Below are 12121 nucleotides of genomic sequence, written 5' to 3'. Positions count from 1 at the left end.
CCGGCGCCCGCGCCGGCTCCCGCCCACGTGCCGGCGCAGGTCGCGGCGCAGGTAGCGGCGCAGGTGCAGGCGCAGGTGTTGGTGCAGGCGCAGGTAGCGGCGCAGGTGCAGGCGCAGGTGTTGGTGCAGGCGCAGGCGGTTTTGGATCTACAGGTTGTTCTGTATCCACAGGCGGTTTAAGCTCATCAGGCAGTTTTGAGGTGACATAATCGATCAATTTTTTACCGCCTTCAGATTTAGTCCAATCCTTAGCCGGAGCGATAACTTCTTTCACCTCCACCGCTTTGCCAGTTGCACCCGTCAAACGGAAAATCACATCATCGTAGTCGTAATCTGACAGCGGAGTAATCGATCGATCCTCGATCGAAAATGCCTTACCATCGCCAGTAATATCTGCCACCTGGCCCAACAGCCAAGCATCATCCTCGTCACTGCTAGATAGCGAAAACAGCGGACTTTTGTTGCCGCCAATATCAGGCTTATCAAATACTTCCTTAACCGTGCCATCTGGCACCAGCATCACAGCAAATGCTTCTCCTGGGTTCATCGCAAACTTCTTCACACCTTTGTAGGAACCGGTGTTCAGATTTACCTTTCCTAAAGTGCCCCTGAATTGAGGATCTGTGCCTTCTGTAATATCAGAAATCACTACGTGACCCAACACCGATTTACTCAGAGCTCTTTTTGCAGCTTCCTTGATAAATTCCTCAGAGCCTGGAGTAAATTTCTCCATACCCTGCAAACTAAATATGGCTAATTGTCCTTTGAATCCGCCGCCATCATACAGGAAATCAAAGCCTACTTCACCAGTGCGATCGGGCGTAAAAAAACCGGAGTCAACCTTCAAACCCGTGAGCGGGTCAACTTTGTCATTTACGGCCAGACTAATCTGATAGTTTGTGTCGGAGGAGATGGGAGAAACTTTGAGAGTATAGTCTCCTGCGCCCAAATTCTCGGTACTGAGAGTTCCGGGCTTTTTGCCGCTAGTTGAGATAGTTTCGATCGGCTTTCCTTGGCTGTCGAGCAGTTCCATTTTCAGACCGCCGCTAAAACCTTCAGCCAAGACTTGAAAACTGCCTGCAGCAGGACGATTGAAACGATAAATGTCTGTGGAATCTAGCTTACCAACGAAATCGATATTGAAATAGTTATCCTTGAGACTGCCGAGTTGAATGTTAGACATTTTGCACCCTGTCAACAAACTTACTTGTATTTTAATCAGTCGGCATAATTGAGCGATCGAGTTTCAATACATCTGGGCTGCTTCCCAGATCCGGTCTCTCCCCACAACACAGATATCCGCCAATTCAAAAATCTACAATTGTAAGCTGCCACCTATCTCTCGGAATTAAGTCTTACTTTTTTCGATGCAAGCAAACTTTACAGACATTACTTTGTAGGCAGGATATAGTATTAGTTTTGGTTAAAGATTTTTTGAAAAAAAGCTCGTTACTACCTTCTATCTGTTGAGGATACTTTATGTGTGCAAAGTTGACAAGCAATCTGAACGATTACTAGCTTGGCGAATTTAGATGTCAGTCAATGAGACAGGACTTACGCACAGCCTCTAAATATAAGGTTTTGTAGGGCAATAATCCCCGCGCTGATGAAGAGCCCATACATCTGGATATGGCGCGTAAGTCCTGCTTGATGTGTTGTGGAACGGGCCGAATATCCCGTTTTCTTAATCTCTTAGAGAGGGGCTTCGTTTGTGTAGTAGTGCTTTCAACCGCCGAGTTTCAGCAGCCAATTTTATGGACTTCAACTACTAGAGTAAATCCCTCTTTCTTGCAGTTGCTGCATAAAAAACTCTTCCAAACTAGGCTTAGCCAAATTCATCCCAATTAGCTGCCCTCCCGTACCGTTCAGACTAGAAAGAAACTCCTTCGGCTCGCCCTGCAAATGACCGTACCACAAATCATTATCAACTTCCATATCCGGTATCCATTTTTTCAGGATATTCAAGTGACCCCCCCTACCTTCAACCCGGTAAGTTTCAGTATTGCCGAGGAGTTCGTCAATCGCACCAATGCAAATTAACTCACCCTTCGCTAAAATTGCCACTCGATCGCAAATCTTCTCCACATCAGACAATATATGCGAATTAAAAAAAATTGTTTTTCCTTGATTTTTCAGCGATAAAATTATCTCCCGCATCTGATAGCGTCCCATCGGATCTAAACCCGACATCGGCTCATCTAAAAATACCACATCTGGATTGTTAATCAAAGCTTGAGCCATGCCGATCCGTTGCAGCATTCCCTTAGAATACTGGCGCAACTGTTTTTTAATTGCTGCTGATTGAGATAGCCCAACTAAGTCTAGCAAATTCGGAATTCGCTGCCGCTGAATCGAGGGGGGAATTTGAAATAACCCCGCCGCAAATTGCAAGAATTCCCAGCCCGTGAGATAATCGTAAAAATAGGGATTTTCTGGCAAGTAGCCGACTCGCTGCTTCACAGTGCGATCGCCCAAAGGCCTTCCCAACAGCAGCGCCCGGCCAGAAGTGGGGCGCACTATACCCAGCAAAGTTTTCAGCAGCGTAGTTTTCCCCGCTCCATTTTGCCCTAACAACCCGAAAGTTTCCCCCTCAGAGACAGTCAGAGTGCAATTTTTGAGCGATTCAATTTTTTCATTCATCCAGAAGCCGGTACGGTAGAACTTGCCCAGATTAAATGTTTCCACCACTGGGGTATATCCGGGCATCTCGGTGGGAGTTGGCGCATCTATAAGAGGTTCCATTTTCGTAAGCGAAATAAGTAGCACCTGATTATATTCTATGGCACAAGTTCAGTAATAATTGTTCTTTTTAATGTTAAACTAATATTAGCTGCACTTAAATATTTCTGAATATGGATCGTTCAAAAATTATTGCTATTATCACTGGGGTGATTTCTATAATTTTAGCAGTTGCCTACCTGCTGCTCGTCACCATCCTCGACTTCCGAGGCGAAATGCTGCCCGCACCTCAAAGTCAGTTGCCCGTCTCGCTGCCGATTCAGCAATTGGCTAATGCTACTCTGACTTTACCACCACTGAGGATTTATCCTCAATTGTGACACAAATAATATAATTTAAATTCCGCAATTTCGCCCATAAATTATGTACGTAAAACTGTGGGCGAAATGCTGCTATTTGTAGAGTGCGCATTGCGCACCTTACCACTATTTAGTCCGCGCAGGACGTTCGGCGAATCGAGCGTCGAGCCGCGGACGAAAGTTATATTCTTGAGCGGTTTCAACCGCCAAGTTTTCTCAATTAATACACGTGAATTGCTTTCATCATGTGATACGCAACCAGCAACTGCGTCAAAGCTAGAGGGTAACTTTGCAAAACTTCGCCAGTTGTGCCGATCAGTTTGCCAATTTCCGGGTTGCCTTGGGCGGTGCAAAATCCCCGCAGGTGTGGCAACTCGCTGCACAAGATCATTTCCAGTTCGTTTACCTGATCGCTGGTAGCGTGGGAGTCTACTTCCAAAACGTCAACAGGTTTGCCCATATCCCGATCGAGTTCCAAGCGAATTGCAGGTTTAAAACTCTCGCTGCCTAGACCTAAAATTTCAGTAAAATCAGGGTGAGGAATTGTCGGCCTGAGCACTAAACGCACGCTCAAATTGGATTCATTGTCCGCTTCGGGCGGGTAAAAACTAACTACAACGTCGGCCGATTCACGCTGAGGACGAATGAAGTCTTCCGAGTCCGGTTCCCGTTTTTTTATTTCTGCAAGCACTTGTTCTTCAGTATAACCGCGCTTCATGATATCCCGCTTAACTTTCCACTGAGTTCGCAACTCTTCGGGAGGAGCGAGATACACTTTTACGTCGTAAGAATCGCGGATTGTTCGGGTTGCGTAACCCAGCAAACCTTCAACTATGACAAATTTGCTGGGCTTGATGTATTCCGGCGCGTCGAATGTACCTGTGGTGTGGTTGTAGATGGGTTTGAGAATTGCTTGTCCCGTGCGCAGCAAGCTGAGGTGCTGCTGCATGATGTCGAGGTGATTGCAGTCGGGATGCAATGCTGTGATTCCGATTTCTGCCCGCTGCTTTCTGTCGTAGCGGTGATAGTCGTCAGTGCAAATCACAGTGACATTTTCTGGCCCCAATACTTGGGCAATTCCCCGCGTCAGGGTGGTTTTGCCCGCTGCGCTGTCTCCGACAATACCGAGAATAATTGGTCGATCGCTCATTGTTTTTACCCCGACGGACAATAGCAAATTTTGTTGTGAATCTTACATCTTATCAAAGTTGTGTTCGATCCGATCGCTCGATCCGATGGTTTGACCCGATCCCCCGGACTCTCCCTAATGTGTAAAATTATTGTCATATTTCTTAATATAATGCGGCACCTGAGACTGAAAGAGTATCTGATTAAAAAATCACGCCCATTTCTCAACTGCCCGCGATGTCGATCGTACTTTTGAATCCGGCTATTGTGGGAATTTCGGGAAAATTACCCCTGCAAAGTGTCCCGGTAGTCTCTTTTCTAGTGCAAATTGCACCAGCAGTGGGAATCGTGGGATATTTTTGGTTTCAAAACGGCCAGCAAGCAGTTAATCAACTTGCCAGTCAATCAATCGACGCCGAAGCCGATCGAATTTACTCGCAATATGAAGTTTTAGCCACAGCTTTCGCTGTGCCTGACAAATTAGTATAAATTTGAGTTCAGGACGCAATCATGCTCTTAAAAACCTATTTCTTACTTTTGCTTGCTTGCTGTAACGAAGTTTTTCCGTGAAAAAAATCGGTTTCGACGCACCCATGCGTAATTTCTAAATTTAAACAAATAAAAGATAAATTTTCGTTTAAAATGCGTGGTGCTGTTGAGATTAAAGATAAAGGAGAAATGATGGTTTATTTATTGCTGGGGCGACATTAGTTCATTATCCCTCAATCTGCGGTTGAAACCGCTCAAGAGTCAAACAAAGTCGGCCTGCGCAAACTGAGAAATCCGGGGGATATTTAAGCCGGACTTGATATTACTAATTACCACTCATCGTTTCGCTTGTTGGTGTGGGTTTCCCAATCGTCGTGTTGCGGCGACTGATACAAAGGTTCTGGTTCCAATTCCGCTGACATTTCTAATTCTGGTTCCGATTCTTGCTGATAGATGTTCAGAGGTTCGACAACGCGGGCGATCGCATCTTTGACAAATGCTTTGACAAACTCGTCTTTCCTATTTAACTGAAACTGCCTTTGCACAACTTCGGTGATGCCACCATCGCCCCAATCTTGGTCGTGACGGAAATATTCAATAAAACTTTTACCGGCAATTCTGGTTAAATAAGCGGCGCTGACTGCTTGAATTGCTTTGCCAAGTACAAACCCGGCTACGCTTAATTGTAGCGCCCTTGAGACTACTTGAATTACGCCTTCAACTATTCCCAAACTGGCTAGGGTTTTTGCTAGAGACAATGCCAATTCTTTGGCGCGATCGATATTTAATTCGCAGCCGTAAATCTTGGCAATTTCTACTACCATCTGAGCGTTAACTGCTGCTGTCGCTAACAAATCCACAACTGGCAAAGGCGTTACGGCAATTACTCCGGCTCCGATCCACTGAAATCGCTCTACTGCTTTATCAGCTTGCCGTCTCCTTTGAGCGTCAATTAACTTGCGCGCTTGGTCTCCCAAGTGCTGAGATTGCAGTAAAATATTGTCGGCAATTAAGTCTTCGCCTTCGGCTCGCAAAATCGCAGCGACGCGCCGAATTAATGGCATAATATCCGGGTCTGGCTGAAAAATTGTGCCGTCTTCTAGTACAACTTTTTGCGGATTGGCGCTAATCGCTACTACATCCATTGCTGATACAAAACCTTTGACTCGCTGCCGCAGCCGATCGAGAATTTCATCTCTGTCGGTATCGGGATAAAGATCAACTTTATTAAAAACCACGATCGACCTTTTGCCAATTTCCGCCAAAGTCCGCAGCGGTTCGTACTCGGATTTTCGCAAATCGCCGTCCAAAACAAATAAGATCAAATCTGCCCTCGCCGCCAACTGCCTCGCCAATTCCTCTCTGTAAGTTCCCGCAACTCCCGCTTCCAAGATCCCTGGGGTATCAGTAATTGCTAATTCTCGATCGATTCCTTTCAATTTCAGAGTGTAAGTTTCCCCAACTTCGGTAGTTCCCATCGGCGCGCCCACCTGTCCCGCCATCCGCCCCACCAGCGCATTGACAGCGGAAGTTTTGCCGGCAGAACCGGTGCCGAAAACAACTACTCGAACGCTGCCGCGAGCCATGCTAGCTTCAATTTCGCGGGCTCTCAACAGCAAAGCTTGCCGCGCTACTTCATCTTGAATGCGATCGACTTGCTGCCTGATTGCTTTGAGATTTTCCGAAGCAGCTTCACTTTTTACAACAGGAACCTTAGGATTAATGGGTCGTTTTCCCTTAACTTTCTGCGGGCGTTGCAGCAGCCTAAAATAGTAAAACAGCGCAAAAATTAACGTTCCCAAAAGTACAATTATCAGGAAAATCAGCAAATTAGCCAGCAGCGGAGAAGCAGACCACGCAACTTGACTGTAAAGCCCTGTTAAGGAACTCACCAGCCCAATAATCAGCCCCAGGGCGAGGCAGAAAGCAGCAATTAAGGTTAACAGGCGCGGCAAAGGCATGAGGAAAGCGGCAAATAAAAGGGTTATGCTTTGATTTTTACATTTTCATGAGAATTCGGAAGTGATAAGCTATTTGGCATTTAGATTGAAGCTCGATCGCGGGTTCTCCTGCCCGCGCCACAAGAGTTTAAGTAAACAGTAGCTTACAAATTAAATGCGCGACAGCTTACGAGTTAAAAAAAAGAATGCAACTGTAGGCAAGCTGCAAAGCCCGATAGTCACCAGTCATTCCCAATCTAAAACCTAAAATCTCAAATCTAAAATGGTATGGCGAAGCGCCCGATCGTACTGCACCAGCCCGCAAACCCGATTCTGTCCGTCTGCGGGCGCGATTTGCGGAGTTTGAGCGCCAGCGGGACGGACAAATGCGATCGCCCTCTTGCTGAAATTGTAGCTTGCACGACTACTCAGCTACAGCTTATCACCTGCCCGAACCGCAGACCAGTTTATTTGCATCTACCTACTTATTTATTTAATAGCGAGTCGAGCAATACTTTTTTATTAAGAAACAAATATGACATTAAATACACAGAAACCCGGTTTTTTAACGCCAGTGCGTCCTGGAAGCTCCAAAAGTAGAAACGAGAAACCGGGTTTCTCAGGCAAGGTAAAAGCGTCCTAATTCACAAAAATTATCAAATTAATTATCCATGCCGTACTCTCAAATCAGTCACGACTTAAGTTAGACTGAATTGTCAGTGCGTGAATTATTCACAGGTTAGCATCTATGCAGCTCAAACATCTGAATCAGCCTTCACAAACACTCGCTACCTCTTGCGAGCATAACATCAAAGAGAGCCAGCCAGCAAAGCTTAATTATTTCGCTCAAATAGCCCGTTCCTTTAGCAACCTCAGTATTAGCGACAAAATCTGGCGTGGGTACGCACTGGCTCTTTGTGTTGCGATTGGGGGAACGACTGTCGGGATGTTGGCGGGGAATCATTACTATCGCAGAACGAACAATCAAGTACACATCGATCTAGAAAGTCGGCTTTTAAATAAGTTGCAGGTGGCTTTACTGCGGACGCAAAACAGCCAAGAGCGGCTGATTTACTGGATCGAACAGCCTGAAATCTTTGACCGCAAATACCAACAGCTACAAAACAATACCCGCAGTTTGAAGTTGTCCATATCTGAAATTGAAAGTCATAAAGACATGGAAGAGGTAGAAGGTTTACAAAATTTTAAAACCAATTACGCTTCGCTACTGTCTAATTACCTTCATCAGCTAGAAATTGTCAATCAAAAAATAAGTAATTTGCCAAATAACCCCGCTCAAAAAAGTGTTAAACGCAAGTTGCTGTCGAATTTAGATCGAGATAAAATTGGGTTGGAACTAGATAGGGCGGTCAATGATATAGCAGAAATTATCGATCGCGTCCAAGAGCAAGAAGATGCAGCGGGGGAGGCCCTGCTGCGAGCGCAAGCGCTGCGGGTGCAAATAATTTTTGGTAGCATGGCACTGTCGATCGTCGTTGCAGCACTGCTGGCGGGCTTCACCAGTCGGGCGATCGCCAAACCCCTCGCCGCTGTAACTAATATCGCTCAGCGAGTGACCCAAGAGTCTAATTTTCAGTTGCAAGTACCTGTTACCAGCACCGATGAAGTGGGAGTATTAGCAGCTTCGCTGAATCAACTGATTCAGAAAGTAAATCACTTGCTAGAAGAATTGAAAGCCGGACAAGAAAGCCACATACTTCAAAATGAGAAAATGGCAAGTTTGGGGCGGATGTTGGCCGGTGTTGCTCACGAAGTTAACAACCCAATCAATTTTATATATGCCAATATCGACCCGGCGAAACATTATGTTGAAGATATTTTAGATTTGCTCAACACTTACGAAACAGAAATTTCCAAGCCGCCTGCCGCAGTGATCGCGAAAGGCGAAGAAATAGACATCGATTTTCTCAAAGAAGATTTGATGAAAATATTTGACTCGATGCAAGTAGGCGCTGAAAGAGCCAAAGCTATTATCTTAAGTTTGAAAGATTTTTCTCGCCTCGACGATGCGGCCCCTCATCCCGTCGATTTGCACGCCTGCATAGACAGCAGTTTGCTGATTCTCAACAGCCGAATCAAACAGGGCGTTGAAGTGGTGCGAAATTACGGGAACATTCCGAATGTTGAAGGCTATATGGGTTTGCTTTACCAGGTGTTTGTGAACATTCTGAACAATGCACTAGATGCTGTGGAGGAGAAAGCAAAAAGTGAGAAAACAAGTTTTGAGGAGGCGAAAAAACAATCGGCTTCAGAGTCAATCAAACAGGAAGCACCGAGTTTTTTGCCCAGGATTGTGATTGCTACAGAATACTTAGACGACGACTCAGTGGTAGTGCGAATTTCCGATAACGGTACGGGAATAGCGGCAGCAAGTCAAGAAAAAATGTTTCAAACATTCTTTACGACTAAACCGAGAGGTGTAGGTACTGGTTTGGGATTGGCAATCGGTCGCGAAATTATTGTCAAGAAACACGGCGGGACAATTAACTTTTGGTCGGAGGTGGGAACGGGGACGGAATTTACGATCGCCCTGCCGATTAAGCAGGATGATTTAATGCCAAATACGCTCTTAGAACCTCCAATTTCTCGCGAAGATAATTCCCTCCGCAACGAGAACTTGCCAAGCAAGTCCGAGGAGAGAGGAACTGTAAAAAAATAAAAATTATCAGTTTTTAGAGCCATTTCAAAAAAGAAGACCATTCTAAGCCCGCAATCTAAACTCTGATGTCATAATTCATTCCAAATCTCAAATCTCAAATTGTATGAGATTGCTTACTGACCGAAAGCATCCAGGATACAAGCCCCCGGATTCATCAGTGGAGAAATAAAAAACCTGTATCCGATAAACAATCCCCCGAATTTATTCGTGGGATCAATGCTTCAATTCTAAAATCTAAAATCTAAAATCTAAAATCTAAAATCGATTGACTGGCTGTCGCTACGCCAATAGATGAGTGATAATACCCAACTCAAAACAATTTTTCGTAATCTTGAAAAACAGGAGTTGCTATAATTTAAAGTTGAGAAACAACTGTACGGAGCAAAAATTATGGGACTATTTGACCAAATTTTGAGCGCGATCGACAATCCCAACCAACAAGCAAGTCCCAATGAGTTGGGCAACATTCTGGGTGCGGTAGAGCAGTTGAGCAGCAACCAGGGCGTCAATACGGGCACGACTCAGCTAGCAATGTCGGTTTTGGGCGGATACGTGCGATCGGCATTGCAAGACGTGCGAGCGCAGTCAGGAGACGCACAAGCTCAAGAAGTTGTCAACCAATTTAGCGGCACAAATCCCAATCCGGAAGCGGTACAGAGTTTGTTCGGAGCAGGCCAACTGACGCAGATAGTGAACGATATCGCCCACAGAACCGGTTTGAATAACGCCACAGTGCAGGCGATGATACCTGTTTTGGTGCCGCTGGTGCTGAATTTGCTAAAAACCGGCAGCAACGGCCAAAACCCAGCCCCAGGCAGCAATCCCGTTTTGAATACGTTTTTAGATGCAGATGGAGACGGCGACGTAGATATTACTGACGCCATGTCGATGGCAGGCCGCTTTTTGAATCAGCACAGTTAATTTGGGAATTTTGTAACCGCAGATATCAGCGGATGGAAACAGATGAACGCAGATAAAATCCTATCTGCGTTCATCTGCGTTTATCTGCCTCGATCTGCGGTTACAAGAACTCCTACTTTAACCCAAACCCAAATCAGTCACAGCACCAACACTGCTAGAAGAAACCAACTTAGCATATTTAGCCAAAACGCCTTTAGTATACCGAGGTTTAGGAGGCTGCCAAAGAGCGCGCCGCTGCTCCAACTCTGCATCAGAAACATTGAGCTGCAACAAGCGATTTTTAGCATCAATTGTAATAGAATCGCCCTCTTTTACCAAAGCAATTGTGCCGCCAACTTGCGCTTCTGGTGCAACGTGACCTACAACCATGCCGTAAGTTCCGCCAGAGAAGCGACCGTCAGTAATTAACCCCACAGAATCGCCCAAACCTGCGCCAATAATTGCCGAAGTTGGTGCTAACATTTCGCGCATTCCCGGCCCGCCTTTGGGCCCTTCGTAGCGGATCACAATCACATCTCCGGCTTGAATTTTGCCCGCTAAAATTGCATCCAAACAATTTTCTTCTGATTCAAATACCCGCGCCGGGCCGGTAATTATCGGTTTTTTAACGCCAGTAATTTTAGCAACGGCTCCTTCTGTTGCCAGATTTCCCCTGAGAATTGCTAAATGTCCTTGGGCGTAAAGCGGGTTGTTCCAAGGGCGGATGACATCTTGGTCGGTGCGGGGTTCGGCTGGAATATCTGCCAACACTTCAGCAACAGTTTGACCGGTAATTGTCAGCGCGTCGCCGTGCAGCAAACCCTGTTCTAACAGCATTTTCATTACTTGAGGAATGCCGCCGGCTTTGTGCAAATCGGTTGCTACGTATTTGCCGCTGGGTTTGAGGTCGCACAGCACCGGCACTTTGGCTCTAATAGTTTCAAAATCGTCGAGGGACAGTTCAACTCCGATCGCATTTGAAATGGCCAATAAATGCAGCACAGCGTTGGTTGAACCGCCGATTGCCATAATTACCGCGATCGCATTTTCAAAAGCCTTGCGAGTCAAAATCTGGCTGGGTAACAACTGTTTGCGGACAGCTTCCACCACAACTTTTGCAGATTCCGCAGCGCTGTCAGCTTTTTCGGCATCCTCAGCAGCCATTGTCGAAGAATAAGGCAAACTCATGCCCATCGCTTCAAAAGCGCTCGACATCGTATTTGCTGTGAACATTCCGCCGCAAGAACCCGCACCCGGACAAGCTTTGTGTTCCACTGCATTGAGTTCTGTTTCGTCAATTTTGGCGGCGCTGAATTGACCGACTGCTTCAAAAACGCTGACGACGGTTAAATCCCGTCCGTTGTGGTGTCCGGGTTTGATCGTGCCGCCGTAAACAAAAATAGCAGGAATGTTCATGCGGGCGATCGCAATCATCGCCCCCGGCATATTTTTATCGCAACCGCCGACAGCCAGCAACCCGTCCATACTTTGGCCGTTGCAAACAGTTTCGATGGAATCAGCAATCACATCTCTCGACACCAGAGAATATTTCATCCCTTGAGTTCCCATTGAGATCCCGTCGCTGATAGTAATCGTACCGAACACCTGCGGCATTGCCCCGGCTTCATTTGCACTCGCAATAGCCCGCAAGGCGAGGTCGTTCAATCCCATGTTGCAGGGCGTAATAGTGCTGTACCCGTTGGCAATCCCCACAATCGGCTTAGTGAAATCGCCGTCGCCAAAACCGACTGCCCGCAGCATTGCCCGGTTGGGCGCGCGCTGCACGCCCCCAGTCACAGCTTGGCTTCTCAAATTTTCAGGCATTTTAAAATTTCCTTTGTCAGTTGTCTGTTGTTCAGTTGTCTGTTTTTCTTTGCTGCTGGCTGTTTGAGTGCCCAGTGCCGAGAGTTTTACCCTATTGTTGATTTTCTCAGAAGCGTTGATAT

General features: G+C 46.2%; 10 protein-coding genes. 5 read left to right on the top strand and 5 right to left on the bottom strand.

Annotated features, from left to right (window positions below; genetic code table 11):
• On the bottom strand, positions 1-1183 hold a 1183-nt coding region (locus E5S67_RS08375), incomplete at its 3' end, for a DUF4114 domain-containing protein (RefSeq protein ID WP_216670286.1).
• 578 nt (positions 1184-1761) lie between these two features.
• Complete coding sequence (locus E5S67_RS08370; RefSeq protein WP_172186602.1) at positions 1762-2742, bottom strand: ABC transporter ATP-binding protein; 981 nt, start codon at positions 2740-2742, stop codon at positions 1762-1764.
• 110 nt (positions 2743-2852) lie between these two features.
• Here E5S67_RS08370 and E5S67_RS08365 point away from each other — a divergent pair, with 110 nt between their 5' ends.
• On the top strand, positions 2853-3059 hold the full coding sequence (locus E5S67_RS08365) for a hypothetical protein (RefSeq protein WP_172186601.1): 207 nt from the start codon (positions 2853-2855) through the stop codon (positions 3057-3059).
• A gap of 199 nt (positions 3060-3258) precedes the next feature.
• Here E5S67_RS08365 and E5S67_RS08360 read toward each other — a convergent pair whose 3' ends face one another.
• On the bottom strand, positions 3259-4188 hold the full coding sequence (locus tag E5S67_RS08360; RefSeq protein ID WP_172186600.1) for a phosphoribulokinase: 930 nt from the start codon (positions 4186-4188) through the stop codon (positions 3259-3261).
• A gap of 215 nt (positions 4189-4403) precedes the next feature.
• On the opposite strand from E5S67_RS08360, the gene E5S67_RS08355 reads away from it, so the two are divergent.
• Positions 4404-4655, top strand: a complete 252-nt coding sequence (locus E5S67_RS08355) for a hypothetical protein (protein WP_172186599.1) — start codon at positions 4404-4406, stop codon at positions 4653-4655.
• A 329-nt stretch (positions 4656-4984) separates the two neighbouring features.
• Here E5S67_RS08355 and E5S67_RS08350 read toward each other — a convergent pair whose 3' ends face one another.
• Entirely contained in the window at positions 4985-6616 is a 1632-nt protein-coding gene (locus tag E5S67_RS08350) for a YcjF family protein (protein WP_172186598.1), read from the bottom strand.
• Between the two features lie 267 nt (positions 6617-6883).
• Between E5S67_RS08350 and E5S67_RS08345 the strand changes: the two genes are divergently transcribed.
• The 3 genes from E5S67_RS08345 to E5S67_RS08335 all read left to right on the top strand — a co-directional run bounded on the left by E5S67_RS08345 (position 6884) and on the right by E5S67_RS08335 (position 10196).
• Positions 6884-7195 (top strand): hypothetical protein, encoded by a 312-nt coding sequence (locus E5S67_RS08345; RefSeq protein ID WP_172186597.1) that lies wholly within the window; start codon positions 6884-6886, stop codon positions 7193-7195.
• Between the two features lie 148 nt (positions 7196-7343).
• Positions 7344-9275, top strand: coding sequence for a sensor histidine kinase (locus tag E5S67_RS08340; RefSeq protein ID WP_172186596.1), 1932 nt, complete (start codon positions 7344-7346; stop codon positions 9273-9275).
• 390 nt (positions 9276-9665) lie between these two features.
• Positions 9666-10196: a DUF937 domain-containing protein gene (locus E5S67_RS08335; RefSeq protein WP_172186595.1), complete on the top strand. Its 531-nt coding sequence runs from the start codon at positions 9666-9668 to the stop codon at positions 10194-10196.
• A 117-nt stretch (positions 10197-10313) separates the two neighbouring features.
• Here E5S67_RS08335 and ilvD read toward each other — a convergent pair whose 3' ends face one another.
• The gene (ilvD, locus tag E5S67_RS08330; protein ID WP_172186594.1) at positions 10314-11999 is read right to left on the bottom strand and encodes a dihydroxy-acid dehydratase; all 1686 of its coding nucleotides are present in this window, start codon (positions 11997-11999) and stop codon (positions 10314-10316) included.
• Between the last annotated feature and the right edge of the window lie 122 nt (positions 12000-12121).

Origin of the sequence: Microcoleus asticus IPMA8 (assembly GCF_013179805.1) — a bacterium.
Classification (GTDB): domain Bacteria; phylum Cyanobacteriota; class Cyanobacteriia; order Cyanobacteriales; family Microcoleaceae; genus Microcoleus; species Microcoleus asticus.
This window is presented reverse-complemented; position numbering and strand designations above follow the sequence as displayed.

Coding starts and splice junctions, on each gene's coding strand:
- E5S67_RS08365 (WP_172186601.1), top strand. CDS start 2,853: ATGGATCGTTCAAAAATTATTGCTATTATCACTGGGGTGATTTCTATA.
- E5S67_RS08355 (WP_172186599.1), top strand. CDS start 4,404: ATGTCGATCGTACTTTTGAATCCGGCTATTGTGGGAATTTCGGGAAAA.
- ilvD (WP_172186594.1), bottom strand. CDS start 11,999: ATGCCTGAAAATTTGAGAAGCCAAGCTGTGACTGGGGGCGTGCAGCGC.
- E5S67_RS08345 (WP_172186597.1), top strand. CDS start 6,884: ATGGCGAAGCGCCCGATCGTACTGCACCAGCCCGCAAACCCGATTCTG.
- E5S67_RS08350 (WP_172186598.1), bottom strand. CDS start 6,616: ATGCCTTTGCCGCGCCTGTTAACCTTAATTGCTGCTTTCTGCCTCGCC.
- E5S67_RS08370 (WP_172186602.1), bottom strand. CDS start 2,742: ATGGAACCTCTTATAGATGCGCCAACTCCCACCGAGATGCCCGGATAT.
- E5S67_RS08335 (WP_172186595.1), top strand. CDS start 9,666: ATGGGACTATTTGACCAAATTTTGAGCGCGATCGACAATCCCAACCAA.
- E5S67_RS08340 (WP_172186596.1), top strand. CDS start 7,344: ATGCAGCTCAAACATCTGAATCAGCCTTCACAAACACTCGCTACCTCT.
- E5S67_RS08360 (WP_172186600.1), bottom strand. CDS start 4,188: ATGAGCGATCGACCAATTATTCTCGGTATTGTCGGAGACAGCGCAGCG.